Raw genomic sequence first — 25,582 nt, 5'->3', positions numbered from 1 at the left:
AGCTCAACGAGACAATTTTTAGGATTAAGGAGAAATCGATTGTGGCAAAGAATGCGACCAGACAACCAGATGAGACCGACTCGCGAATTGACTGGGGAATCATCTTCTGTGTCTTAATGTTGGCCTTGATTGGTCTCGCGTCGATTTACGTTGCGGCGACGCATGATTCTAGTGCAACGAGTATTACATCCGCCGTGGTTTCCCAACTGGTATGGTACATCATTGGGACGATTGCGATCGTGATCATTATGCAATTTGACTCGGAACAGCTGTGGAAGGTGGCCCCGTTGCTCTACGGGATTGGGCTGTTTCTCCTGTTCTCCGTGTGGGTCTTCTACAGTCGGTCCTACTATGCTAGTACGGGGGCCAAGAGTTGGTTTGCGATTGGACCGTTGACCTTCCAACCCTCCGAAGTCATGAAGCCGGCGTTTATCCTGATGCTGGCGCGAGTTGTGGCGGATCATAATAATAATTTTCCGTTTCATACGGTTAACTCGGATTTCCGGTTAATCGGTAAGATCATTTTGTGGACGTTACCGGTCGCCGTCGCTTTGAAGATGCAAAACGACTTTGGGACCATGTTGGTGTTCTTCGCGATTGCGGGGGGTGTCATCTTAGTTTCGGGGATTACTTGGAAGATCCTGGCACCAGCGATGATTGCCTTAGGGGTCGGCGGTAGTGGGGTGCTCGCCCTAGTAACGACGACCATGGGCCGGAAGATCTTGGAAAAGGTCGGTTTTCAGGCTTACCAATTCGCTCGGGTCGATACGTGGCTCCATCCGTCCGCTGATACGTCCAACCAGGGGTATCAACTCTGGCAGAGTATGAAAGCTGTTGGTTCCGGTGGCATCTTCGGGACGGGTTTCAACGTTTCTCACGTCTACGTGCCGGTGCGTGAATCCGATATGATTTTCTCAGTCATTGGGGAGAACTTTGGGTTCATTGGCGGTTGTGTGCTGATTTTCCTTTACTTCTTATTGATTTACCAAATGATTCGGGTCACGTTCGATACCAAGAACGTCTTCTACGCGTACATCTCAACCGGGGTTATTATGATGATTCTCTTCCACGTTTTCGAAAACATTGGGATGAGTATCGGACTTTTGCCACTAACGGGGATTCCGTTGCCCTTCGTGAGTCAAGGGGGGTCGGCCCTAATTGGAAATCTGATTGGGATTGGACTAATCATGTCAATGCGGTATCATTATAAGAGTTACATGTTTAGTCGTAACGAGTCATTCAAATAAAGGAGATTATGAAATCATGAGTGAAATGGTTAAGTATTTCTGGACGAAGGCTACAAACGATGGTACGCGGATTGGGTTGACCACTGAGGGCCAAGACGAATTGGGAACGGTTAAGTTCGCTAAGTTGCCGGCCGTTGGGGACCAAGTGAAGAAGGGCGAGAACCTTTTGAGCGTGGAAGCTGACAAGGCGGTCTCTGATATTCCAAGTCCTGTTACGGGTAAAGTAACGGCTGTTAACCCAGCCTTGGCTGATAGCTTTGACGCGTTAAACGGCAGTGACACTGATGCTGCTTGGTTTGTTGACGTTCAAGAAGACTAAGTCATTGAAAAACCGGTTATTCTCTACGGAGATTAGCCGGTTTTTTAGTGGTTTCAGGGGTTGTCGGGTATAATAGAGGTATCGTGATAGAAATGGAGTGGGCGATATGACGGAAAAAAACGTGTTTCACATTAACGGCTACCTAGGCTTGTTGCTAGTCCTGGTGCTACTGGCAGGGGGTGGCTTACTGGTGTTCCAGGGAATGGGCATGGCGATTTTAGGAACCCTCTTAATTATCGTGGGATTATTGGGTGCCAGCAGCTTGACTATCGTTGGGCCCAACCAATCGAAAGTCTTAACGTTCTTTGGACGTTACGTCGGAACGATTCGGGAAGCCGGCCTGTACTTGACGATTCCGTTGACCAATAAGGCAACGGTTTCGTTGCGGGTTCGTAACTTTAACAGTGCTATCTTGAAGGTCAACGACCTACAAGGAAATCCGGTGGAGATTGCCGCCGTGATCGTCTTCAAGGTGGTGGATACCAGTAAGGCCTTGTTCGCCGTCGAAGACTACGAACAGTTCGTGGAGATTCAAAGCGAATCGGCTATTCGCCACGTTGCGTCCGAATACGCTTACGATAATTTTGGCGACCATCAAGCGTTGACGCTACGGAGTAATCCCACGGAAGTGTCTAACCATTTAACGGAAGAACTTCAGGAGCGGTTGGATGTCGCGGGGGTCGAAGTGGTTGAGACTCGGCTGACGCACCTGGCCTATGCGACTGAAATTGCTTCGGCAATGTTACAGCGTCAGCAGTCACAAGCAATCCTGTCGGCCCGTAAAATCATCGTGGAAGGGGCCGTCTCGATCACTGAAGGTGCCATTAGCCGGTTATCGGCGGAAACCAATTTGGAACTGACCGATAATCAGAAATTGCAATTGATTAATAACATGATGGTCTCAATCATTAATGAACGGGGTTCCCAACCCGTAATCAATACGGGAAAAGTTGACGATTAAGGATCACGAGGTTTGGTCTGGAGGATTTTGATGGACGAACAGATAAGGACGTTACAAGCAAATTTACGGGCGCTCAATGATCAGCTGCGTCACGGGGAGGTCTACCAATCGTTGGGGGATCGCCTGGGGCAACTGATGGATGGTCTACAGCGGCACCGCCGTACCGCCATTGACTTTCCGGATGATCAAGATGGTATCGAAGAGCTCTTAGACCAGATTCATCAACGGTTAGCGGCTGACCAACCGGCAACGGTCTCACTGGCAGAACTAAGCCAGCTGTTGGATCACCTGCGCTCGGTCGACCCGCGGGTCCGCTATACGGGCGTTCATTTTACGCTGTATGATGCACTGGAAGCTGATACGTTTACCTCGGAGCAGCTCCAGTGGTTGACTGAGCAACTATTAGCCGACCACCGGCTGTTCGCGCACATCTTAGAACCCGCTAACCAAGCCGTTTTTGGTCGGTCAACGACCACGTCCTTTTTAGCCACGGTACTGCACTACGGTCAGGGCCATCCCCAATTATTCCAGATTGACTATGATCGGGTGGTGATTCAGATTGCGACGTACCTGTGTTTGGAGACCGATACGCGGGGGTTCATCAACGGTCAGGGATGGGCTCACGCTTTCACGTCGGTGACCGCTTTAGTGACAGCTTTGAACGATAATACGGTGATTCCCCGGGCTGATAAACTCTTCTTGATGATGACGTTTATTGAGCGGTTTAAACGGTTAGCGACACCGTTGATTTATGGTGAGACTACCCGGATGAGCAATTATCTAGTGTCATTGACCAACCGCCATCCACTGTACACGGACGCGTGTGTGGCGGCCTTGAAGCAGTGGCGGCGTCAGGTTGCCTTACAGCGGCGGTCGACGGAAACGTCGGCGGGCTGGAATCGCTACTACAATCGGCAGCGTTTACTGGATGCCTTGCAGCTCCACCGGGATTTAGCTCCCCAGATTCGAACGTATTTATCCGCAGCCATTGATTTTTTGGCGTAGTTTGTAGGCAGATTTTATCAGAAATGGTATACTGAAGGCTAACCGAAAACTATACGATAGGATGAGTGACATCATGGAAAAAAATAAGTTACACGTAGGTTTACTATTCGGTGGCAATTCCTCGGAACACGATGTTTCCAAGCGTTCCGCACACAACATTTACGATGCGATGGATAAGACCCATTATGATGTGAGTCTGTTCTTATTGACCCGCGATGGGTTCGTGTTAAGTGACGCGGCTTCCCGCCGAGTCTTCAATGGTGAAGATGAGGGGACGGTAGCGGCAGAGGAACAAGCGAAGGTAGATGCTTCTAATCCATTGGCACCCATTTGGAACCTATCCCAAGCGAAGGATATTGATGTTTTCTTCCCGATTATTCACGGTAATCTGGGTGAAGACGGTACGATCCAGGGGCTTTTCCGCTTATTGAAAAAGCCTTATGTGGGGAGTGGCGTCTTGGCATCAGCGACGGCCTTCGATAAGGATCGGACAAAGCAGGTCTTGACGGCGAACGGTATCCGGAACACCAAGTACGTGGTGGTGACGCCGGCTAACCGGGACCACTACGATTACACCACGGTCCAAGCCGAGCTGGGGACGGACGTCTTCATTAAGCCAGCTAACCAAGGTTCCTCCATTGGGATTCATATGGCGACCAACCAACAGGAGTACATCGATGGCATGGCAGATGCCTTCCGGTACGACTACAAGGTCTTGGTTGAAGAGACGATTGCCGGCCCAGAAGAAGTGGAAATTTCTATTCTGGGGAACGAACAGCCCCAAGCTTCCAAGTTGGGAGCAATTCGGGTTCCTAAGCAGGATGTCTTCTACGACTATAACAATAAGTTCGTTGACGCCAGCGGGGTGACGTTCGAAGTACCCGTCAAGTTGGATGATCAGCTCACGCAAGAGATCACGGACATGGGACTCAAGACCTATGCTGCCCTGGGCTTAACGGGGATGGCGCGAATCGATTACTTAGTTTCTAAGGACGGCGTGCCGTACGTGGGTGAGGTGAACACCTTGCCAGGCTTTACCAACATCAGTCTGTACCCACAACTATGGGAAGCCTCAGGCATCAGTTATGCGGATCTGATTGACCGGTTAATCGACTTAGCGATTGCTGAGTTTAACCGTCAGGATCAATTAGCTTATGACTTTATTCCGTTGAGTGATAATTCCGCCGCTTCAACTTATCAACCTAAGCAAAAGTAAGCAATCAACGAAAGCCGGTGGGATTTTCCCAGCGGCTTTTTTCATGGAGGCGAGTAGCGAATGAGCACGGGATTCACAGAATTGAAACGCGCGTGGTTCTGGGGTTGGCGAACCCCTCGCGTTTTAGGGGGCTGGCTACTCCTTGTGGGCGCGTTAGGTAGTTTGCGGTGGTTGGGTCGTTTTCCAGGGTGGCAGCCACTCACAGTCGTTTTAAGCCTATTTACGCTAATCTGGGCCGGTCGGCAATGGTGGTGTCTGTTACAAGCTTGGTGTCCGGAGTTAAGCGTCGCGTGGCGGCCTAGGCGACACTGGCGGGCCTGGACAGGGCTGGTCATTGGCGGTGGTATTTTAGCATTGCCATGGGGGCTCTGGGGATTAAGCAGCCGTTTTTGGGTCCGGTTACCCATGGACGCTCACGTGGTGAACTGGGTTACGTTGAACCGGCGACCGTTTCTGGTGGTCGCGGCGTTGATTTATCTGGGCATCTTGGGGTGGGGACTGCTCTGGGGACCGCAGCACTTGCGAATAACCCCCCGTAATCGACGGGGAACGCCCTTACAAATGTTAGCCGCCGTGGGTGTTCAGGTAGGCCTATTAGCGGTGTGGCTCCTGATGAGCGGGGGCATCATCTGGGGTAATTATTGGCTGGATCAGCGGGCAACGTTACTAACAATTCGTTGGGTGACGGCTGGCTCCTTATTGCTCATTTTACTGGGCTTCACCGTCGCTAGTCTCTTGGGCAGCACGACTCTGGCTTGGAGTTGGGTGGGCCAGCCGAAGTTAGCCGCGTCGATCAAGAAAGATAACCATTATCGCTGGTGGACGTTAAGCTTGGGGGTGGTCTGGCTGGTCGTTAGCGGTGCCGTTGTGATGCAGACCATGACCAGCCCGCGGTTGGGAGCCACGACCCTGATCAGTCACCGGGGCGTCGATCATCATCGCGGGGTACAGAACACGCTAGGGGCGCTACGGGCTGTTCATGCCGAACACCCGCAGTACGTGGAAATGGACCTGCATGAGACCCAAGACCACCAGTGGGTCGTGTTACACGATGAATCGTTACAAGCGCTGACTGGCCGGGATGTCCGGCCGGCCCAGCGGCCGTTGCGTGCTTTAGTGGGTTTACCCCTCCATGAACAGGGGCAGACGGGTCGACTAGTCAGTTGGCAACGGTACTTGAAGGTGGCGGAGGATCTTCACCAGCCGCTACTAGTGGAACTGAAGACCACGCCGCAGGATTCACCGGGAATGGCAGCGCGGTTTGCCCGCCAGTACGGGAAGCGCCTGCGTCGCGATGGCTCAGCAGTACATTCGCTGGACTATCGAGTGGTCGCGACTTTGCGCCAGCGGTGCCCGCAGTTGCGGACGGGGTACATTACGCCCTTCAACTGGGTCGATCCACGCTCCGTGCCCGCGGACTTCTACTCGTTTCAGCGATTATCGGTGAGTGATCAGTTCATCTTGGCGGCCCACCAGCAACACGCGACGGCCTATTTATGGACCCCGGACCAGCCGCTTGCCATGACCACCCTTTGGGCGTTGGGGGCGGATGGCCAGATCACGAATGAGTTAGCCGAATTGCGCAGAGTAGTGCGGCAACGCCCTCAGCAGGCCTATTGGGCAATCTTGTGGAACTTTACCCTTAGTTACATATAAGTTAATGGATAAGTAGCTAAATGGGTTAAGGACGAACAATTGTAAAGGTTATGTAAAAATAGTTTCGTAACGGTGACTTTACTAACAGCTAAATGAAAAAATGGTATAGACAGATTAGAGTTCCTTAATCTAGCAGTTTATTACTTGTGTTTCCCGTTAAATCACTTATTATTATATTTAAAGATAAAATAACGAACCGGCTTGGGGAGAACTATTCGAGAAAAAGGGGGATGATGGGTGGTCACCAATCGCCAGCCTGGTTCTCAATCGTTCGGATTTTATCAATGAGTGATAGAAAAGCAGAGGCTTATCGACAAGGGAGAAATTAGATGCGCTTATTAGGGGATAAGGTAAAGCAATATCGTAAGCAGAAAAATTTGTCGCAACAGGAGTTGGCCAGTGGGATTTGTACGCAAGCAACGGTTAGTTTGATGGAGAAGCGAAACAAGGTACCTAGTATTAAGATCATTCTCCAGATTTGTCGACGGTTGAACGTGTCATTGGATGATATCTTAGCGGGCGTAGGGAGTAGTCTGGATGAACAATTCGACCGGATCTCCTTAGCCGTCCGTGCCGATGACTATGACCATGCCAGTCAGTTGATCGATCAACTGGATATGGGCAGCGTTCAAAATGCTTTCGACCGAGAACGCTACCATTACTACCGGGGATTTGTAGAATTACGGGCCCATCATCGTTCGGGGGAAGCTATTTTTCATTTTAACCTCTTATTACACCGTTCTTACCGGATGCCTTGGGACCTCTATGCCATCGTTGGAAATGTGGGGATGGCGGCGGCCTACTTAGACCGGAACGAGTACGAGAAGGCCCATTATTATTTGCGAGAAGCGATGACTTACCTCGAGAACTATGAGTGGCATGAGAAGGAAGAATTTTGTCGATTGATTTGGGCCCGTTACCAGATTGCGCAACTCTACTTAAAGCTGGAGCAACCGCAATTGGTCAATGAGAACGCTGAGGCGGCACTTCGGGTGGTCAAGCAACAGGCGTCCCTGTACTTAATCGATGTTTTGTATGAATTAAAGGGTGAGGCGGAGACAGCCTTGTTAGCAACGCCGGCGGCTAGACGGAACTTTACGATTGCCAAGACCTTGGCGCTGGTGACCCACAACGTGGCGTTACAACAGCGTTTGGCCCATCAACAGGCCTTAGTTGAATAAATTGAGCCAGCTTTTAAGGGAGTCGTTGATCCGTTACGGGGTCAGCGGCTTATTTTAGTGGCGTCAAAAAAAGCCACACCGCCGAAGCAGTGTGACTTGATGGAATAATAGCTGGTTAATTTTCAGGGCGGGTCGCCTTAGCGGGCTTGTTTTGCAAGTCAGTCCGTACCACGATCACGTCGCAAACAGCCGTCCGAGTAACGTATTCGGTCACGGATCCGATTAAGAGCCGTTCAACCGCGTTCAACCCGGTAGCCCCAATCATGATCAAGTCGGTATCGTTATCCCGTGGGACGTCCCGAGCGATGATAGTCTTAGGTGCCCCGTATTCGATGGCGTAATCGATCTTATCTAAGCCATCGGCCTTGGCATCGGCAACGTACTTATCGAGGGTCTTCTTAGCCGTCTCGGTCACTTGTTCCACCATACTGGTGTCGAAGCTCGAGATGTTCTGAAAAGCGCGGGTATCGACAACGTGAACGAGATGTAAATCAGCATCGTTACGTTTAGCGACCGCTACGGCTTTCTTGAAGGCTAATTCGGCTTCGTAGGAACCGTCAACGGGAACTAAAATGTGCTTGTATTGTTGTAACATAATTATTCACCTCTCATTACTTGATACTTTCATGATACGTTATTTACACTGAAATAAAAAGTAAAATGGCAGAAATTAGGTGAAAATTTGGAACCGGTTACCCCTTAGGGAACCAATGCACTAGGATTAACTGGATGCTAATAATGGCGATGACACCAACCAGTAGAATGACGGAAATGAAGATGGTGTTGTTTAGAATGGTTGCGACAGCCGAAATGAGGCCAATCACCATGAGCACAATTCCGCCGCCGCTGAGAACGTGGCTGAGAGCGGGCGTGTTTTCCGGATGAAAAACTAAGAATGGTCGGCGTCGGTGGCTATAGAAGTACCACCCGATGCCGAATGAGAGTAGGGTGTAAAGAATCATAAGAATGGTGATAACCATGGGTCTGAGTTCCTCCTTAAAAATAGTGACGCTTAAGTATGCGGTTTTTCGGGTTCTAAGTCAAACACGGGGGCTGAGCACGCTTAGTATCGCCAAAAGAAATATCCTGAGATTAGTTCTGTAAAAACCAACCGTTGTGATGGTCATCCGCCTTACCGGACGGCCAGACAAGGCTAGAACGCCGTGGGCACAACTTGGAGCCCCCAGTGCAGGTCTCCAAGCTTGGCCTTTTCCTAGGCGAGCTGAAGAACGCTCACCAAGGAAAATTTTACGGCTGAGCCTTGTCTGACCGTCCTCACGGCTTACAGTTGCGTAACCATGGCGGAACATGATTCGCCATTAGGACGGTTCCTAATCATATTAGTGACGATGATGATTAGTTAAAAAATTTATCTTAGACAGGATAGGGTCACGGTGGTCGTTTGTGTGAATTGCCGTCAACCATTTGTAACATTAAGTGTATGGTGATACATACTATGGATTCGGGGCCCAGTAAGGCTTGCCTGACTAACCGCCTTTGGCCCACTCCCAAAAGAAAAGGGCCATTCAGAGGAATGGCCCTTAAAGCACGTGGCTTTAGAAGATCTAAGTGGTGCCGTTAATTGTCTAGTCATGTTGACCCGCGATGACAATGCAGGGGGGAAAGCCGGTTAAGGCGTCTGACTTCCAAATGAAAAGGCCTGCCATCTTCCTTAACGTTGAGCAATCCCGTTTCAAAATTACTTGATCGGCAACTTGTAGTGAGACAACGCGTACACCTTAGAACAACTGTAGTCTAGCATATAAATATTTAAATATCAATTATCGTGATAGTTGGCTTGGCGTAATCGTTGGTACTGCTCAGCGAACCGCTGCTCAAACTTTCCGTTTTGCTTCGGTTGGTAATATTGCGCGTGCCGCAGGGTATCGGGGAGGTATTGCTGGGCGACCCAGTCGTTAGGAAAGTCGTGGGGGAACTTGTAGGTGGTTCCGTGGCCGAGCTTTTTGGCTCCCGCGTAGTGGGCGTCCTTGAGATGGTCCGGGACGATGCCACTATGACCGCTGGTAACGTCGCTAAGGGCGGCGTCAATGGCGGCGATACCGGAATTCGACTTGGGCGACAGACAGAGCTCGATGACGGCATCCGCTAAGGGGATGCGTCCCTCGGGAAGCCCCAGCTGTTGAGCCGCTTGAACGGCGGCAACCGTGCGGGCGGCCGCCGGCAAGTTCGCCATGCCAACGTCTTCGTAGGCGATGACCATGAGGCGCCGGCAGATGGAGGGTAAATCGCCAGCCGCAATCAATTGGGCCATGTAATGGAGGGCCGCATCGGTGTCACTCCCACGAATCGACTTTTGAAAGGCGGAAATCACGTCGTAGTGGGCGTCGCCATCTTTGTCGCCCATCAACGCCTTTCGTTGAAAGCATTCCTCGGCTACCTGCAACGTGACCTGAATCTGATCAGTGCCGGCTGTGGGCGGGGTGGATTGGGCTGCGAGTTCCAGTCCGTTCAAGGCACTTCGTAGGTCGCCGTTAGTGGCATCGGCCATGAACGCCAGGGCCTCCGGGTCAACGGTGAGGTTGAGCTGACCTAGACCACGGTCGGGGTCAGTGATGGCCCGTTGTAGGGCGGTCACGATGTCGTCGTGGGTCAGGGGATGCACTTCGAAAATCTGGGTTCGACTACGGATGGCCGGGTTGATGTTGAGGTAGGGATTTTCGGTGGTCGCGCCAATCAATACAATGCGGCCACTTTCCAAGTGTGGCAGTAGAAAATCTTGCTTAGTTTTGTCCAGCCGGTGGATTTCGTCTAGGAGCAGGATCACCGTCCCGCTCATTTTCGCTTCTTCGGCGACCACTTGGAGGTCCTTTTTAGAATCGGTGGCCGCGTTGAGTTTGCGAAAAGCGTACTTGGTGGAGCCGGCAATCGCACTGGCGATGCTGGTCTTACCGGTACCCGGGGGGCCGTAGAGAATCATGGATGATAGGAGCTTGGCGGCGACCATGCGACGAATGATCTTGCCGGGGCCCACCAAGTCCTGTTGCCCAACAACGTCCTCTAGTCGTTGAGGACGCATGCGGTAGGCTAAGGGTTGTGCCAAAGTAAAACTCCTTTCAAAAACTTAGTTGTCGTGAAAGAGACGGTCTAGGAGCCCCTTTTTCTTGGGGATAGGTGTTGCGGAAGGCGTCTCGGTCGGATACTTCTGACGTAGGGCGACGGGCGCCACGTTGATGGCCGTCGCATTGGTGCAGACGACCAACCCAATGTCGCTATCACTGATTCCGTAGATCGTATCTTGTTTAATGCTGAATTGAACGTTATTTTGACTGGCGACCTTCATATACGGGCCTAAGTCGGCTTGGTCGATGTGGCCGTTCAAGATGACCTGGTAATCGGGATGGGCCGTGATTTCGGTGATGAAAGCCTCTAGATTGTTACGGTCGCGAACCTCGGCGATGGTCATAGTCAAGGAGACCCGTTCACGAAAGGTCCCTAAGTAGTGGCGCTGTTCGTCGGGATTGATCTTGGGGGTCCCGTACATCGCCGATTGCAAATGTTCTTCCATTGGACTCTTGTCAGTCATGTAAATCCCTCTTTCCAACGTATTGGCATTAGTATACCATGGAATCAACGATGCCGTTGGAAAGACGGTAGGGGGTGATTTCATCTATCAAGATCGAGATTTTGAGATTTTTGCAGACCCAACTCTGCCGGGGCGATTGGGGAAGATTCGGCAGCGGTTGGACCCTAAGTTTGAGCAAACCGTTATCGACCTGCAGGCCACTTTGGCGGCGTTTCCGGTTCCGCTATACGCCCACGTGGCCCAACATCGGCGCCGAACCAAGAATCCGCCGCCGGATAGTTGGGTGGCGTTCAGTACGTCAAAACGGGGGTACAAACGGTTACCACACCTGGAGATTGGCCTCTGGGAGGACCGTCTGTATATCTGGTTGGATGTCTTGGAAGAGGCTACGGATCGACGGGACCACTTAAATCAGTTACCGGCAACGCAGGTATTGGCGTTACCGGCGACGTTTAAATGTGCCGATGATCATACGGATAAGTTAGCGGAACGGCCGTTGACCGCCGCGACTTACCAGGATTTGATGGCAGTTCAAGCCACGCAACGACACGCAGAGTGGTTGGTGGGGCGGACCTTTTTACGGGGCACGGCTTTCTTTGAAACCACGCCGGACCAGCAACGAACCATGATTCAACAGACCGTGGCGGCGTTACTGCCGCTGTACCGGCAATTAATTTAGGACAGCAAAAAACCTTGCCCAAACGGCAAGGTTTTTTGAACAACGATTAAGAAGTTGATCTTAACGGTTGTAGTATTCAACGATTAAGGAATCGTCGAGTTCAGCATCGAGCTCTTCACGTTGTGGTAAACGGGTCAAAGAACCTTCCAGCTTGTCGGCGTCGAAGTCAACGTATTGTGGACGACCCACAACGGCTTCAACGGCACCCTTGATAACAGCTAAGTCCTTGGACTTTTCGCGAACGCTGACAACTTGGCCAACTTCGACTTCGTATGAAGGAATGTCCACACGCTTGCCATTAACAGTGATGTGACCATGGTTAACCAATTGACGAGCTTGACGACGAGTCGTTGCCAAACCTAAACGGTAAACCACGTTGTCCAACCGACGTTCGAGCAAGATCATGAAGTTGGTCCCGTGGGTACCTTCCTTGATCTTACCTGCGCGCTTGAACAGGTTGTAGAATTGACGTTCAGTTAAGCCGTAAGTGAACCGCAGCTTTTGCTTTTCGCGTAATTGCGTCCCGTATTCAGAAAGCTTTTGACGACGGCCTTGACCGTGGTCACCAGGAGCGTAAGGACGACGTGCTAATTCTTTACCAGTGCCGGAAAGGGAAACCCCTAAACGACGTGAAATCCGCCAACTTGGGCCAGTATAACGTGACATAAATTGAAATCCTCCAATAAATATTATTTGGAGTAAAATAAGGCTATTTATGGGTTTAGTATTCGTGCAGGTCATTTTGCAAGTTTCACCCTTGCAGCCGCAGGTTACTCCTTGAGCTGTAAAACGCAATGATCTGTTGACGAGCTTACCGCCCATTGCTGCATTATTTTACACGACGACTAGTATAACCGGAAGACCTAGGCTTTGTCAACATGGGCGACGAAAACCCGGGCAAACTCTTCGAGCACGGCTTGATCTTCGGCTGAAAAACGGTTAGTCGATGGGGAGTCGATGTCTAACACCCCGAGTTTGCCTTGCTGAGTCGTCAACGGGATCACGATTTCGGCGTTGCTAGCAGAATCGCAGGCAATGTGTCCGGCAAATTGGTGGACGTCGGCGACCCGTTGAACTTGTTGTGTTGCCAGTGCGGTCCCACAAACACCGCGGTTGTTTTCGATGTGCATGCAGGCCACGTTACCTTGGAAGGGGCCCAGGATCAGGTCATCGGTGGCCGGTTGATAGAGGTAGAAACCGGCCCAATTAATGTCTTCGATCGTTTGCTTAAGCAGTGCTGAGGCGTTTGCCATGTTGGCAACCAGGTTAGTCTCGCCGTGAAGCAGTGCGTCTAGTTGTTCGGAAATTAATGGATTGATTGAAGCAGTCATATCAGTGACCTCCTTAAAAATGGGTGCCCGTCGGTTTCATGAAAATGCAAACGGAATCACGAAACCTAGTGAAGCGTATGCGGGACTTATGCTATAATCGAAATTAGATTAAATTGTAAAATGAACCGAGTTGTTTTGCAACTCGTTAAACGTTGAAATGTGGATGAAGGATGGGGTCAATCATGTTAGTTGTGCTAATTGGAATCGTCATAATTGCGATTGTTGTCTATATCGGCATTCTCGCTTATCAGCAACGAATTCGGCGCCAGGTCGCAACGTTGGCGGAAAAGAAGGCTTCTTTATTGAAGATCCCGCTAGCTGACGAGTTGCACCTAGTGGGTCAGTTAAGCCTGACGGGACAGTCCCTCGAACAGTTTGAGGCGTTGCAAAGCGACTATGACGAGATTACGAAGCATCGGTTGCCCCGAATCGATGAACAGCTGACCGAGTTGCGAAACGCGTCCCGGGGGATGAACCTGTTACAACTACGTCAAGATCTGGCGAAGGCGGCCTTGCTGGTTGACCAGACTGATGAATTAGTGCAAACGGTCCAGTCCAAGTTGGCGGAGCTTCAGGAAATTGATAAGCAGCACCGGCAGGCTGTGCACGACCTCGAACAAAAGTATCAAGAGTTGCGCAAAACGTTACTGGCTAAAAACTTTGCCTTTGGCCCCAGTATTGATGGCCTAGAAGAGCAGTTGAGTCACCTTGAGGATAACTTTGATACCTTTACCCAATTGACCCAAGAAGGGGACCACGAACGGGCCAGTGATGTTTTGAGCCAGTTAAAGGAAGATACCAGTGCGTTGGAGAACTTACTGACGGCCATTCCACCCCTATACAAGGACTTGACGGCAATCTATCCGGATCAGCTAAAGGAACTCCAGTCGGGTTATCAACAATTAAAGGCCCAAGATTTTCAGTTCAGTGACCACGATATTCCCGGCAGCATTCAGGAGGTCACGGACCAGGTGAAGGATAACGTGGCGACCCTGGCGGCTTTGCGTCCGGATGATGCCAAGATTATCAACGAGCGGATTGCAACGCGCATTGACGCACTTTATGCGGTCATGCAAAAGGAAATCGACGCGAAGGGTCCCGTTGAAAAGAACCTGGATGGGGTGGCTAAGTTTATCGCGCACGCGCAAAATCAAAACCATACGTTGCTCAACGAACTCGACCGCTTGAGTCAAAATTACACCTTGGACCACCAAGAGTTGGAAACGGCTCGGGAACTCAATGAGCAGTTGCGGAACATCGATGGGGTCTACCAACGCGATGTACAGGATCTGACTGGGAAGTCGGCTACTTATTCGGTCGTTTTGGGACACCAAGAGCAACAGCAAAAAGATCTGCACCAGATTGAGGAGCAGCAAGCGCAGATTTTAAAGAGCGTTGCGGGCTTAGCCGATGAAGAACGGCAGGCACGGGAGACGCTCCGTCAATTTGATTTCAAACTACATAGTTTACGGCGTCAAATTGAAAACTTGAACTTACCGGGGGTTCCCCAGAGTTACCTAGATTACTTCTTCGTGGTCCGGGACGAAGTTGAACAGTTGGCGACTGACATGGACCAGCCCCAGATCGACATGGAGCGGATCACCAAGCAGCTCTTGATCATCCAAACGGACTTAGACACGTTGGAAGAGAAGACCAATGACCTGATGGACAGCGCTGAGTTAGCGGAACAGTTGATTCAATACGCCAACCGTTACCAGACCAGTCACGAAGACGTTGCGGCGGCGAGTCAGCAAGCCGCTGAACTATTTGAAAAGCAACACGAGTACGGCCAGGCCTTGGAAACCATCGCTACGGTCTTGGATAAGGTTGAACCGGGTTCCTATAAGCGGTTAGAAGATGCCTATTACGAACGTAAGGGGCGTCAGAAACCAGCGGAACGGGATGCGGCGGAAACCACTAAGAAAAAATAAGGATTGAACGGTCGGTCTGAAGACGCCCAGCGGGTGGTCAGGCCGATTTTTTAATCCGTGAGTCGGGTCTTGGACTTGTGAGATTGACGGATTGTGTTTATAATAGGTGAGAATTTCTATCGGAGTCGAACCAATAGAAAAGAGATAAGAGGGTTCAGCATGATTTATTTTGATAATAGTGCGACAACGAAAGCCGCACCGGAAGCTGTCGATACCTACGCTAAGGTCAGTGCGAACTACTGGGGCAACCCGTCTAGTCTGCATAACTTTGGGGAACAGGCCTTCAACCTCCTAGAACAATCGCGACAACAGATTGCGGACTTAGTCGGCGTGAAGTTGAGCGAGATCCTATTCACCAGTGGCGGGACCGAAGGCGATAACTGGGCCATTAAGGGCACGGCGATGGCGAAACGGGAATTTGGTAAACATCTGATTACCACGGCCGTGGAACATCCAGCCGTGCATAACTCGATGGAGCAGTTGAAACAACTGGGGTATGACGTGACCTACCTCCCCGTCGATGAAAATGGTCGGGTGTCGGCCGATGATTTGCGGGCTGCAATTCGGCCGGATACGATTCTGGTATCGACTATGGCCGTCAACAATGAAATCGGGGCCGTCCAGCCGTTAGCTGAGATTGCGGACGTGCTGCGGGACTTCCCTAAGATTCATTGGCACATTGATGCTGTCCAGGGAATTGGTAAGGGCCTGCATGATCTGATCTTTAATGATCGTGTCGACTTTGTGACCTTCTCTGGCCATAAGTTCCACGCACCGCGGGGCATCGGCTTCATGTATAAGCGGCAGGGTCGGAAGATTGCGCCGCTTATGGCGGGTGGCGGTCAGGAACGGAATTTACGTTCGGGGACCGAAAACTTACCAGCCATTGCGGCCATGGCCAAGGCGTTACGGCTCCTCTTGGCGGATGAACCCGCTAAGGTTGCCCAGCAGCGGGCCATTCGGCTAGCCATCTTGCACCACATCGAGACCTTCGATCACGTGACGGTCTTCTCCAAGGACTTGCCCGTTTTCGCGCCCCACATTCTGTGCTTTGCGATTGAGGGCGTTCGGGGAGAGACCATCGTGCACGCGTTCGAAGAACACCAGATCTATATCTCGACGACCAGTGCGTGCTCCTCGAAGAAGCACGTGGAATCAAGTACGCTGCAGGCCATGCAGATCAACCCAGACGTGGCGACGAGTGCCGTCCGGATCTCACTGGACGAACACAACACCATGGCTGAAGCCGAAGAGTTTAACCGCGTCTTTGACGTGCTTTACCAACAATTTGCGAAGTTACGCTAAATCACGAAAGGGGTTGCGCAATGGAATATAGCGAAATTATGGTCCGCTACGGCGAATTGTCGACGAAGGGGAAGAACAAGAAAGACTTCATCCGGCAATTAGGACACAACGTTAAAAATGCGTTGAGCCAATTTGAGGGCTTAGAAGTACATGCCCAGCACGACCGGTTACACGTTACCCTGAACGGGGCGGATTCTACGGCTGTGATGGACCGATTGAAGGGCGTTTTCGGGATCGAAAACTTCTCGCCATCGGTTAAGACGGAAAAGGATCTGGAAGCCATCAAGGCAACGGTCTTGGCAATGGCTAAAGAGGCCTACCAACCAGGGATGACCTTTAAGATCAACGTTCGGCGGCAAGATAAGAACTTTGAATACGATACCTACCAACTGAATGATATCTTGGGTGGTGTGGTGCTTCACGGAGTACCTGGCATCCAAGTCAAGATGAAGCATCCCGACCTGGAGTTACGGGTTGAAATCCGCTTAAACGGGGTCTTTGTCTCCGGCCAGACCATCCAAGGTGCTGGTGGTTTGCCCGTCGGGACTGGTGGCAAGGCCGTGATGATGCTCTCTGGTGGAATCGACTCACCGGTTGCGTCCTACTACGGGATGCGACGGGGCGTCAAGCTGGATATGGTGCACTTCTTTAGTCCGCCATACACCTCAGAACAAGCGTTGGCTAAGGCCAAAGAACTGACGGCCAAGTTAGCGAAGTACTCGGGGAGTATTCAATTCATCCAAGTGCCGTTCACCAAGATTCAAGAGACCATTAAGGAAAAGGTTCCGGAAGGGTACTTGATGACGATTCAACGGCGGATGATGCTCCGGCTGACCGTAGCGGTGGCCGAGATGCGGCACGCCAAGGGGGTTTTCAACGGAGAATCTCTGGGGCAAGTGGCTTCACAGACGTTGGAAAGTATGGCGGCCATCAATGATGTGACGTCCATGCCGATCCTGCGGCCGTTGTTGTCGATGGATAAGACGGAAATCATCAAAGTGGCGGAGGACATCGACACCTATGACTTGTCGATTCTGCCATATGAAGATTGCTGCACGATCTTTACGCCGCCGGCACCGAAGACCAAGCCCGATTTGGAAAAGTCGCGAAAGTACGAAAAGTTCATTGACGTTGAAGGGCTGATGAAGGAAGCACTCGACGGAATCACCATCACGGAGATTCGGCCCGGCGATAATTGCCTGAATCAAAATGAAGACGTCTTTGCGGAACTGCTCTAACCCGTACGACATTTTAAATAACCAGACACAACCACAAATGACCGCTTTGAGCCTGAATCTTATCAGGTACAAGGCGGTCGTTTTGTGATTATGGCGTTACCGTAGCGGGGCCAGAACTGGTTGGTGGCCCTCACGCTGGGTCACCGATGCACTACATTGTTTTTTCTAAAAATCCCCTTCAAATTACTTGTTTTTTCGGGGGTGCCTGCGTCATAATTAATCTAATAACCAGTGTGATCTGGTTAAACAATCTTTAAGGAGTGATCTGTGTGGAAGTCACGAGACTCGGTAAAAAAATGTCTCTGGCGGGGGAATTACCCGCAGTGGGCGATCGGTTACCCAAGTTTAAGCTTTTTGATCAACAGAATGAAAAGGTGAAGACGGCTGATCTGATTGGCCAAGTTGCCCTGATCAGTGTTGTTCCCGACTTAAATACCCCGGTTTGCACGTTACAGACGCGAAAGTTCACCCAACAGGCGGACCATTATCCAGCCGCTAAATTCTACACGGTGTCGAATAACTCCGTTGCCGAACAGACGGGCTGGTGTGCCGCTGAAGGGGTCAACAACGTCGACCTCCTGTCTGACGAAGAGTTGTCGTTTGGTTACGAAACGGGCTTATACGTGCCGAACCTTGGCAACTTGGCCCGGTCCATCTGGATCATCGATGACACGGGGAAGATTGTTTATCGTCAAGTCGTCGTTGAACAGTCGGATGAGCCAGATTATCTGGCAGCGTTGGCGGCCTTAGAAAAGTTGGTGCCACGTGTTGACGACTAACTAAAAATTCGTTACACTACAAGTTAAATAGCTGTGAGCAAGAGAGTAGCTAGTGGGAACCGCAGTAGAGAGCCGTGTTGCTGGGAGACGGTCGGAACGCACTAGTGAACGTAGCTTGTGAGCTGGTTAGCTGAAATCAGTAGGCTAACACCGGAGCACACTCCGTTAACAACGAAGATAAGTGGGGCATTAACGCCCAATTTAGGTGGTACCGCGAAGAGACTTCGTCCTAATGTTTAGGACGAGGTCTTTTTTTTGTGCCAGTGTGACCGGCGTCGTTTTTGAAGAAAGGGATTGAGAGATATGGCAGATAAGCAAATTGACATGCCGACCAAGTATGATCCGACCGCCGTTGAAGCGGGACGCTACCAGACTTGGTTAGACGAAGATGTGTTCAAACCAAGTGGTGATCCAGAAGCTAAGCCTTATTCGATTGTTTTACCACCGCCGAACGTTACTGGGAAATTGCATTTAGGTCACGCATGGGATACCACGTTGCAAGACATGCTGATTCGGCAGAAGCGGATGCAAGGATACGATACGCTGTGGTTACCAGGGATGGACCACGCCGGCATCGCCACCCAGGCTAAAGTGGAAGCCAAACTGCGTGAACAGGGGATTTCCCGTTACGATTTAGGACGGGAAGCCTTCATCAAGCAAGTCTGGGACTGGAAAGACGAGTACGCGGACACGATTCACAAGCAATGGGCTAAGTTAGGCCTCTCGTTAGACTACTCCCGGGAACGGTTCACCCTGGATAAGGGGCTCTCGGATGCGGTTAAGAAGGTCTTTGTGGCGCTCTACAAGAAGGGCTTGATCTACCGGGGCGAGTACATCATCAACTGGGATCCACAAGCCCGGACGGCCTTATCCGATATCGAAGTCATTCATAAGGATGATAAAGGGGCCTTCTACCACGTCAAGTACCCATTTGTGGATAAAGATCAGACCTTTAACGGTAAGCACTACATTGAGATTGCAACGACGCGGCCGGAAACCATGATGGGGGACACTGCCGTAGCGGTCAACCCTAATGATGACCGGTACAAGGCGTTAGTAGGCACCAAAGTGGTCTTACCGTTAGCGAACCGTGAGATTCCGATTATCGCGGACCAATACGTTGATCCCGACTTCGGAACGGGGATGGTAAAGATTACCCCAGCCCACGACCCGAACGACTTCTTGGTTGGTAATCGTCACAACTTGGAACGAATCAATACCATGAACGAAGACGCGACGATGAACGCTAAGGCTGGTAAGTACGAAGGAATGGACCGGTTTGAAGCCCGTAAGGCCATGGTTGCGGACCTGGATCAACAAGGTTTATTACTGAAAGTTGACCCTATCGTGCACGCCGTAGGTCATTCCGAGCGGACGGGGGTTCAAGTTGAAGCCCGGTTGTCGACTCAGTGGTTCGTTAAGATGAAACCATTGGCTGAGGAAGCCATGGCGAACCAAAAGAGTGACGACGCGGTGGACTTTGTACCGAAGCGCTTCGAGCACACCTTTATGCAGTGGATGGAAAATGCCCATGACTGGGTCATCTCCCGGCAACTCTGGTGGGGACACCGGATTCCAGCCTGGTACCATAAAAAGACTGGTGAAATCTACGTGGGTGAAACGGCACCTAAGGATCCGGAAAACTGGGAACAAGATCCCGACGTGCTGGATACCTGGTTCTCCAGTGGGTTATGGCCATTCTCCACAATGGGTTGGCCCAATGAAGACAGTGCCGACTACCAGCGGTACTTCCCAACCAACACCCTGGTAACGGGATATGATATCATCTTCTTCTGGGTTTCCCGGATGATCTTCCAAAGCCTTGAATTTACGGGTAAGCGGCCGTTCAAACACGTCCTGTTACACGGTTTGATTCGTGACGAGGAAGGCCGCAAGATGAGCAAGTCCTTAGGGAACGGAATTGACCCGATGGACGTGATCAACAAGTACGGGGCCGATGCCTTACGGTGGTTCCTGTCTACGGGTTCGACGGCCGGCCAAGACGTGCGGTTCAGTTACAAGAAGATGGACGCTGCGTGGAACTTCATTAACAAGATCTGGAACGCCAGCCGGTTCGTGATCATGAACTTGGGTGACGACACGAAGCCAGAGGTTCCTGCTGAAGACCAATGGGACTTAACGGATCGGTGGATCTTGAGCCGGTTAAATGCCACGGTCAACCACGTGACGGAGATGTTTGATAAGTTCGACTTCGGTGAAGCGGGGCGTGCTCTGTACAACTTCATCTGGAACGACTTCTGTGACTGGTATATCGAAATGAGTAAGAGTGTGCTGACCGGGGATGACGCTGCGGCGAAGGCCGTTAAACAAGACCTGTTGGCTTACGTTCTGGATCAGACGTTACGCCTCTTACAACCAATCATGCCGTTTGTCACGGAAGCCATCTGGCAAGCAATGCCGCATAAGGGACAATCCCTGGTTACGGCGGCGTACCCGGTTGACCATCCAGAATTCGACAATGCCACGGCTGAAAACGACATGACCAGTCTGATCGACCTGATCAAGGCGGTACGGAACATCCGGGCGGAAGCCAACGCGCCGATGTCTACGCCAATTGATTTACAGATCAAGACTAGTGATGCGAAGCTCCAAGCCGTCTTTGACAACAACCGGGACTACATTGACCGGTTCGTTCACCCTAAGAACTTGGAGATTGGTGCCGACTTAGTAGCGCCGAAGCTCGCGATGACGGCGGTGATTACGTCTGCTGAAATCTCCGTGCCATTGGCCGAGTTAGTCGACTTGAAGGAAGAAGCTGCCCGTCTGGAGAAAGAAGTGGCGAAGTTCACGAGTGAAGTTGAACGCGCGACTAAGAAGTTGAGCAACGAACGCTTCGTTGCCAACGCCCCAGAAGACGTGGTTAATGCGGAACGGGAAAAGCAAGTGGATAACCAAAAGAAGTTAGCCGCAACCAAGGACCGTTTAGCTGAAATTCAAGCCCAACTTTAAGCTAAGTTAAAATGAAGCCAAGCCCGCCGATTCCCGGTGGCTTGGCTTTTTTGTCGTGCTGAAATCTGCTAAACTGGATAAGGATTTTGCGGTCTAAACGGGGCTAAATTGGTACCCGGCAGACCGTTTTAACGGAAAATTAGTTAATCGAGACGATTAGCGGGATGGTAGGAGGCCAAAATAGTGGTTAGAACTTATCAAGAAGCTTTAAACTTTATTCATGGTCGGGACCGGTTCAAGAAGGCGCCGACCCTAGAACGGATGCGGCATTTTATGGCGTTGTTGGGGAATCCCCAAGAACAACTACAAATGATCCACGTTGCGGGGACCAACGGTAAAGGGTCAACGGTGGCGTTCTTACGAGATCTGTTGATGGCCGATGGTCAAACGGTCGGGACGTTTACCTCGCCGTTTATTACGCGGTTCAACGAACGCATCAGTCGCGATGGGGAACCGATTTCGGATGACGAATTGGTCGCGTTGGTGCAGCGAGTTGAACCCGTGGTGGCGCAGCTGGACCAGGAGTTAGCCGAAAAGGGCCCTACCGAGTTTGAAATTGATACGGCCCTGATGTTTTGCTACTTTGCCAGTCATCCGGTCGACACCGTGGTGGTCGAAGTGGGGCTAGGCGGTCTGTACGATTCGACAAATATCATAACACCGTTAGTTTCCGTGATTACCACAATTGGGATGGATCACATGAAAATTTTGGGCGATACTATCCCTAAAATTGCGGCGCAAAAAGCGGGAATCATCAAACCGAACGTTCCCGTGGTGTGTGGTCGCTTATCCGCAGATGCCTTGGCTGTGATGGATCAAACGGCTGCTCGTCAACAGACTCAAGTCGTTGCGTTGGGTCGTGACTATACGGTGACCAACCAGCCACACGAGGCGTGGGGGGAACGGTTTGCTTACCGGTATGCGGCGTGGCATTGGCAACATTTGCAAATTGATCTTTTGGGACCATACCAGATGGATAATGCTGCAACGGCGCTGACGGCGTTTATTACCTACCAGCAGCTCCGGCACGGGGCGGTAACGCCGGCGACGATTCGTCAGGGATTGGCCCACACGGCTTGGCCGGGGCGCTTTGAACGGTTGAACGACCAGCCGTTGATCGCTATTGACGGGGCCCATAACGAACCCGCTATGGTCGAAATGGCCGCGCTGTTGCGCCGCCACTTCGCGACTAACGAGGTCTACATCGTGTTAGCGGTCCTCGCAGATAAGCAGTACACCCAGATGGTTCGGACGTTGTTGACCGTTCCGAACGTTCACTTAATCGTGACCCAGTTCAGCGGACCAGGCAAACGGGCGGCAGCAACGCCCGTTGAATTGGAAGAGGCGGTAACCGTCCATGACCGGGTGACCATGGCCGCAGACTGGCCGACCGCTTTGCGGGAAGCGTTAAGCAAGATGTCGGCCGAGGACCTGTTGTTGTTGACGGGGTCGTTGTACTTTATCTCGGAGGTTCGGCACTACTTCAAGGATCCGGATGATCCGGCCTAATCAAGCGGAAGCGGGGGGCTGATAACTGATGAGCGGCGGCCCCGTGACCGGGAAAAGGTGGGGAACCCTTAAAATCTAATTAAAATCATCTTTAGGTATTTCTTTCTGCTTAAAAGTTCGGTATTCTTAACGTTGACGACGTGTTTTCACGTAGATAGGTATGTTATAATACGTCTATCAATGAATAAGACAAAAATCCATTAATATTTTGTTGACAATGAAGGGATGAAACACAGTGTTCGGATTAGGAACGAAAAATATTGGAATCGATTTGGGTACCGCCAATACGATTGTCTACGTTGACGGTAAGGGAATCGTTCTACGCGAACCTTCCGTTGTCGCCAAGAACACAAAGTCTGGGGAAATTGTGTCCGTTGGTGAAGACGCACGCGCAATGATTGGACGGACGCCAGCTAGTATTGTGGCGATTCGCCCAATGAAAGACGGGGTCATCGCTGACTATGACACGACGGTTGCCATGATGAAGTACTTCATCGAGAAGACGGTTGGGCGTTCAGGCGGTAAACCTTATGTCATGGTCTGCGTACCTAGCGGCGTTACGGAAGTTGAAAAACGGGCGGTCATCGATGCTACCCGGGTTGCAGGCGCACGCGATGCTTACGTGATTGAAGAACCATTTGCCGCAGCGATTGGTGCTGGTCTCCCCGTCATGGACCCAACCGGGAGCATGGTTGTCGACATGGGTGGTGGAACCACCGATGTGGCCACGATTTCCTTAGGTGGGATCGTTTCCAGTCGGTCCATTCGGATTGCTGGGGATAAGTTGGACGATGCTATCTCGACTTACGTTCGCTCTAACTTCAACCTGTTGATTGGGGAACGAACGGCTGAAAAGCTGAAGATGGACATTGGTTCGGCTTCCGTCAAGGACGCTGAAAAGATCGAGGGTGCCACGATTCGTGGCCGAGATCTGGTTACGGGCTTACCCAAGGCCGTTGAAGTCTCCGCCATCGATGTGGCGAAGGCCATTCAAGAACCCGTTCAAGCCGTGATCACGGCGATCAAGGAGACCTTGGAAGAAACGTCGCCTGAAATCGCTGCCGATGTGATCGATCACGGGATCGTCTTGACCGGTGGTGGCGCATTATTGAAAAACTTATCTGAAGTGATTGCTGATGCAACCAAAGTTCCGGTTTCCATTGCGAACGACCCATTGGATTGTGTGGCTGCAGGTACTGGAGAATCCTTAAAGAGTATCGATGTCATGAAGAAGAAATAGGGACTAGCGGGAAGGCAGCTTCCCGCTTCTTTATTGTTTAAGGTCGGATCCTCAGTGGATCGAACCAGATGGAGGTCAAACATGCAGAAATTTTCTTTCAATCGGCGGCTGGTCATCATCATCGTCTGCTTGATTGTTAGCTTTGCTTTGATGACGTTGTCCGTAGCCATTCGGAATAAGCGTTCGACGCCGCCATTGATTCAACAATTCGGTAACGATATTGTCGGGTTAGCCGACCGGGTGGTGGCTTTACCAGCCAATGGGTTGAGCGGGTCCGTCAGTTCGCTTTCAGAACTCTTAAATACGTACCAAGAAAATCAACAGTTAAAGAAACAAGTCGGTGAATTGGCCCAGACGAAGGTTCGGGACCAAACGTTGGCTAAGGAAAATAAACAGCTGAAGAAGCAGATTGGGTTAAACGCCTCGTTAACGGACTACACCGCAATTACGGCGGCGGTTATTACCCGGACGCCTTCATCCTGGCAGAATCAAGTCGTCATCAATAAAGGTTCTTCCGCGGGCGTGGTCAAGAACATGCCCGTCATGTCCGGTTCTGGATTAGTGGGGCGGATTGCGGAAGTCAACAAGACAAATTCGAAGGTTGAACTGATTACGGATAATAACGACTCGGCGAACCGGTTCGCCGTTCAGATTACTACCAAATCCGGCAAGACGGTCAACGGTGTTTTGAGCGGGTTCAATGCGAACAGTGGCGAGATCACCATGAACAACCTGACGACTAAGGCTAAGATCAGCAAGGGCGACAAGGTCGTCACCAGTGGTTTGGGTGGCGTGACACCTAAGGGCTTATACGTCGGCCAAGTCGCGAAGTCAACGGGTGACGATTACGGACTGTCGACTAAGCTGTACATTACGCCAGCAACCGACTTAAGCAGCCTGAACATTGTAACGGTTGCCGTTACCAAACAGTAGGGGGGACGCGGCGTGTATCGACTATCAAAGTTACGATTTGGCTTTCCGATTGGCCTCTTTTTGTTTCTGTTTTTAGACGGGTCAATCAGTCAGGTCTTTAGTACGCACCTCTTTCGTTACTCGGCGGTTATGGTCAGTCATCTGGTGGTTCTGTGGCTAATTTGTGCCATTTTGTTTGAAGACCGGATCGACATGCCGTTAGCACGGTGGGCTGCCGTGATGGGGGCCGTTTTCGATTTGTACTATACGGGCATCTTCGGGGTCTACGTCTTCATCTTTCCGTTAGTGGTGTACTTGACCCGGGTGTTAACGCGGTACATCAGTCCGAACTTTTTGAGTGGACTATTGATTTACTTTATTGATATCACGTTGGTTGAGGCCTTAGGGTACTTGGCTAGCCGCATGGTTCATTTGACCAATATGGCAGGGAGCACCTTTCTAGTCACGACGCTGGGGCCCACATTGGCCTTGAATCTTGCGTTGTTTGTGATTTTATATTTTCCCATTCGATGGGTGTATAATTGGTTAAACTAGGTGG

Annotated in this window: 23 protein-coding genes and 1 other annotated feature; of the genes, 17 read left to right on the top strand and 6 right to left on the bottom strand. The window is 51.1% G+C overall.

All coding sequences use genetic code 11. The features are described from left to right. The first annotated feature begins 41 nt into the window (after positions 1-41). The 7 genes from FD30_RS03300 to FD30_RS03270 all read left to right on the top strand — a co-directional run bounded on the left by FD30_RS03300 (position 42) and on the right by FD30_RS03270 (position 7,585). Entirely contained in the window at positions 42-1,247 is a 1,206-nt protein-coding gene (locus FD30_RS03300; RefSeq protein ID WP_024746933.1) for an FtsW/RodA/SpoVE family cell cycle protein, read from the top strand. 16 nt (positions 1,248-1,263) lie between these two features. Further along, a complete protein-coding gene (locus FD30_RS03295) occupies positions 1,264-1,566 on the top strand; it encodes a glycine cleavage system H family protein (protein WP_024746934.1) in 303 nt (100 codons plus the stop codon). Between the two features lie 106 nt (positions 1,567-1,672). Next, complete coding sequence (locus FD30_RS03290; protein WP_056943882.1) at positions 1,673-2,527, top strand: SPFH domain-containing protein; 855 nt, start codon at positions 1,673-1,675, stop codon at positions 2,525-2,527. Between the two features lie 30 nt (positions 2,528-2,557). Beyond that, positions 2,558-3,532: a DUF2785 domain-containing protein gene (locus tag FD30_RS03285; protein ID WP_056943881.1), complete on the top strand. Its 975-nt coding sequence runs from the start codon at positions 2,558-2,560 to the stop codon at positions 3,530-3,532. A 73-nt stretch (positions 3,533-3,605) separates the two neighbouring features. After that, positions 3,606-4,748 carry a D-alanine--D-alanine ligase family protein gene (locus FD30_RS03280; protein WP_056943880.1) on the top strand — a complete coding sequence of 381 codons (1,143 nt, stop codon included), beginning with the start codon at positions 3,606-3,608 and terminating at the stop codon, positions 4,746-4,748. A gap of 405 nt (positions 4,749-5,153) precedes the next feature. Then, positions 5,154-6,404: a glycerophosphodiester phosphodiesterase gene (locus FD30_RS03275; protein WP_056943879.1), complete on the top strand. Its 1,251-nt coding sequence runs from the start codon at positions 5,154-5,156 to the stop codon at positions 6,402-6,404. A gap of 329 nt (positions 6,405-6,733) precedes the next feature. Further along, entirely contained in the window at positions 6,734-7,585 is an 852-nt protein-coding gene (locus tag FD30_RS03270) for a helix-turn-helix domain-containing protein (protein WP_056943878.1), read from the top strand. Positions 7,586-7,700: 115 nt separating this feature from the next. On the opposite strand, the gene FD30_RS03265 is transcribed toward FD30_RS03270, so the two are convergent. The 4 genes from FD30_RS03265 to FD30_RS03250 all read right to left on the bottom strand — a co-directional run bounded on the left by FD30_RS03265 (position 7,701) and on the right by FD30_RS03250 (position 11,129). Beyond that, positions 7,701-8,180: a universal stress protein gene (locus FD30_RS03265; RefSeq protein WP_024746940.1), complete on the bottom strand. Its 480-nt coding sequence runs from the start codon at positions 8,178-8,180 to the stop codon at positions 7,701-7,703. Positions 8,181-8,277: 97 nt separating this feature from the next. Then, entirely contained in the window at positions 8,278-8,565 is a 288-nt protein-coding gene (locus tag FD30_RS03260; RefSeq protein ID WP_056943877.1) for a hypothetical protein, read from the bottom strand. Positions 8,566-9,362: 797 nt separating this feature from the next. Next, entirely contained in the window at positions 9,363-10,646 is a 1,284-nt protein-coding gene (locus FD30_RS03255; RefSeq protein WP_056943876.1) for a replication-associated recombination protein A, read from the bottom strand. Between the two features lie 21 nt (positions 10,647-10,667). Continuing rightward, on the bottom strand, positions 10,668-11,129 hold the full coding sequence (locus tag FD30_RS03250; RefSeq protein ID WP_056943875.1) for a YueI family protein: 462 nt from the start codon (positions 11,127-11,129) through the stop codon (positions 10,668-10,670). A gap of 22 nt (positions 11,130-11,151) precedes the next feature. Here FD30_RS03250 and FD30_RS03245 point away from each other — a divergent pair, with 22 nt between their 5' ends. Further along, on the top strand, positions 11,152-11,808 hold the full coding sequence (locus FD30_RS03245; protein ID WP_225426486.1) for a DUF1054 family protein: 657 nt from the start codon (positions 11,152-11,154) through the stop codon (positions 11,806-11,808). A 60-nt stretch (positions 11,809-11,868) separates the two neighbouring features. Here the strand turns inward: FD30_RS03245 and rpsD are convergent, their stop codons facing one another. Both rpsD and FD30_RS03235 read right to left on the bottom strand, forming a co-directional pair. After that, a complete protein-coding gene (rpsD, locus tag FD30_RS03240) occupies positions 11,869-12,474 on the bottom strand; it encodes a 30S ribosomal protein S4 (protein ID WP_056943874.1) in 606 nt (201 codons plus the stop codon). Positions 12,475-12,671: 197 nt separating this feature from the next. Continuing rightward, positions 12,672-13,139 (bottom strand): GAF domain-containing protein, encoded by a 468-nt coding sequence (locus FD30_RS03235; protein WP_056943873.1) that lies wholly within the window; start codon positions 13,137-13,139, stop codon positions 12,672-12,674. Positions 13,140-13,321: 182 nt separating this feature from the next. Between FD30_RS03235 and ezrA the strand changes: the two genes are divergently transcribed. From ezrA to mreD, 9 genes are all read left to right on the top strand, one after another. Further along, positions 13,322-15,070 carry a septation ring formation regulator EzrA gene (ezrA, locus tag FD30_RS03230; protein ID WP_056943872.1) on the top strand — a complete coding sequence of 583 codons (1,749 nt, stop codon included), beginning with the start codon at positions 13,322-13,324 and terminating at the stop codon, positions 15,068-15,070. 159 nt (positions 15,071-15,229) lie between these two features. Next, positions 15,230-16,375, top strand: coding sequence for a cysteine desulfurase family protein (locus FD30_RS03225; protein ID WP_024746949.1), 1,146 nt, complete (start codon positions 15,230-15,232; stop codon positions 16,373-16,375). A gap of 20 nt (positions 16,376-16,395) precedes the next feature. Further along, the gene (gene thiI / locus FD30_RS03220; protein WP_056943871.1) at positions 16,396-17,613 is read left to right on the top strand and encodes a tRNA uracil 4-sulfurtransferase ThiI; all 1,218 of its coding nucleotides are present in this window, start codon (positions 16,396-16,398) and stop codon (positions 17,611-17,613) included. Between the two features lie 269 nt (positions 17,614-17,882). Then, positions 17,883-18,392, top strand: coding sequence for a thiol peroxidase (locus tag FD30_RS03215; protein WP_056943870.1), 510 nt, complete (start codon positions 17,883-17,885; stop codon positions 18,390-18,392). Between the two features lie 24 nt (positions 18,393-18,416). Continuing rightward, positions 18,417-18,627, top strand: a binding site (T-box leader). A 68-nt stretch (positions 18,628-18,695) separates the two neighbouring features. Continuing rightward, positions 18,696-21,362 carry a valine--tRNA ligase gene (locus FD30_RS03210; protein WP_056943869.1) on the top strand — a complete coding sequence of 889 codons (2,667 nt, stop codon included), beginning with the start codon at positions 18,696-18,698 and terminating at the stop codon, positions 21,360-21,362. Positions 21,363-21,545: 183 nt separating this feature from the next. Next, positions 21,546-22,871, top strand: a complete 1,326-nt coding sequence (locus FD30_RS03205; RefSeq protein WP_056943868.1) for a bifunctional folylpolyglutamate synthase/dihydrofolate synthase — start codon at positions 21,546-21,548, stop codon at positions 22,869-22,871. A gap of 235 nt (positions 22,872-23,106) precedes the next feature. Continuing rightward, on the top strand, positions 23,107-24,111 hold the full coding sequence (locus FD30_RS03200) for a rod shape-determining protein (RefSeq protein ID WP_024746954.1): 1,005 nt from the start codon (positions 23,107-23,109) through the stop codon (positions 24,109-24,111). A gap of 81 nt (positions 24,112-24,192) precedes the next feature. After that, positions 24,193-25,044, top strand: a complete 852-nt coding sequence (gene mreC, locus FD30_RS03195) for a rod shape-determining protein MreC (RefSeq protein WP_056943867.1) — start codon at positions 24,193-24,195, stop codon at positions 25,042-25,044. Positions 25,045-25,056: 12 nt separating this feature from the next. Beyond that, positions 25,057-25,578 (top strand): rod shape-determining protein MreD, encoded by a 522-nt coding sequence (gene mreD, locus FD30_RS03190; RefSeq protein ID WP_024746956.1) that lies wholly within the window; start codon positions 25,057-25,059, stop codon positions 25,576-25,578. The last annotated feature ends 4 nt before the right edge of the window (positions 25,579-25,582 follow it).

Origin of the sequence: Levilactobacillus namurensis DSM 19117, assembly GCF_001434785.1 — a bacterium.
In the GTDB taxonomy this organism is placed as follows: Bacteria; Bacillota; Bacilli; order Lactobacillales; family Lactobacillaceae; genus Levilactobacillus; species Levilactobacillus namurensis.
This window is presented reverse-complemented; position numbering and strand designations above follow the sequence as displayed.

Coding starts and splice junctions, on each gene's coding strand:
- FD30_RS03260 (WP_056943877.1), bottom strand. CDS start 8,565: ATGGTTATCACCATTCTTATGATTCTTTACACCCTACTCTCATTCGGC.
- FD30_RS03225 (WP_024746949.1), top strand. CDS start 15,230: ATGATTTATTTTGATAATAGTGCGACAACGAAAGCCGCACCGGAAGCT.
- FD30_RS03280 (WP_056943880.1), top strand. CDS start 3,606: ATGGAAAAAAATAAGTTACACGTAGGTTTACTATTCGGTGGCAATTCC.
- thiI (WP_056943871.1), top strand. CDS start 16,396: ATGGAATATAGCGAAATTATGGTCCGCTACGGCGAATTGTCGACGAAG.
- FD30_RS03290 (WP_056943882.1), top strand. CDS start 1,673: ATGACGGAAAAAAACGTGTTTCACATTAACGGCTACCTAGGCTTGTTG.
- FD30_RS03210 (WP_056943869.1), top strand. CDS start 18,696: ATGGCAGATAAGCAAATTGACATGCCGACCAAGTATGATCCGACCGCC.
- FD30_RS03250 (WP_056943875.1), bottom strand. CDS start 11,129: ATGACTGACAAGAGTCCAATGGAAGAACATTTGCAATCGGCGATGTAC.
- FD30_RS03285 (WP_056943881.1), top strand. CDS start 2,558: ATGGACGAACAGATAAGGACGTTACAAGCAAATTTACGGGCGCTCAAT.
- FD30_RS03270 (WP_056943878.1), top strand. CDS start 6,734: ATGCGCTTATTAGGGGATAAGGTAAAGCAATATCGTAAGCAGAAAAAT.
- rpsD (WP_056943874.1), bottom strand. CDS start 12,474: ATGTCACGTTATACTGGCCCAAGTTGGCGGATTTCACGTCGTTTAGGG.
- ezrA (WP_056943872.1), top strand. CDS start 13,322: ATGTTAGTTGTGCTAATTGGAATCGTCATAATTGCGATTGTTGTCTAT.
- FD30_RS03275 (WP_056943879.1), top strand. CDS start 5,154: ATGGACGCTCACGTGGTGAACTGGGTTACGTTGAACCGGCGACCGTTT.
- mreC (WP_056943867.1), top strand. CDS start 24,193: ATGCAGAAATTTTCTTTCAATCGGCGGCTGGTCATCATCATCGTCTGC.
- FD30_RS03235 (WP_056943873.1), bottom strand. CDS start 13,139: ATGACTGCTTCAATCAATCCATTAATTTCCGAACAACTAGACGCACTG.
- FD30_RS03295 (WP_024746934.1), top strand. CDS start 1,264: ATGAGTGAAATGGTTAAGTATTTCTGGACGAAGGCTACAAACGATGGT.
- FD30_RS03265 (WP_024746940.1), bottom strand. CDS start 8,180: ATGTTACAACAATACAAGCACATTTTAGTTCCCGTTGACGGTTCCTAC.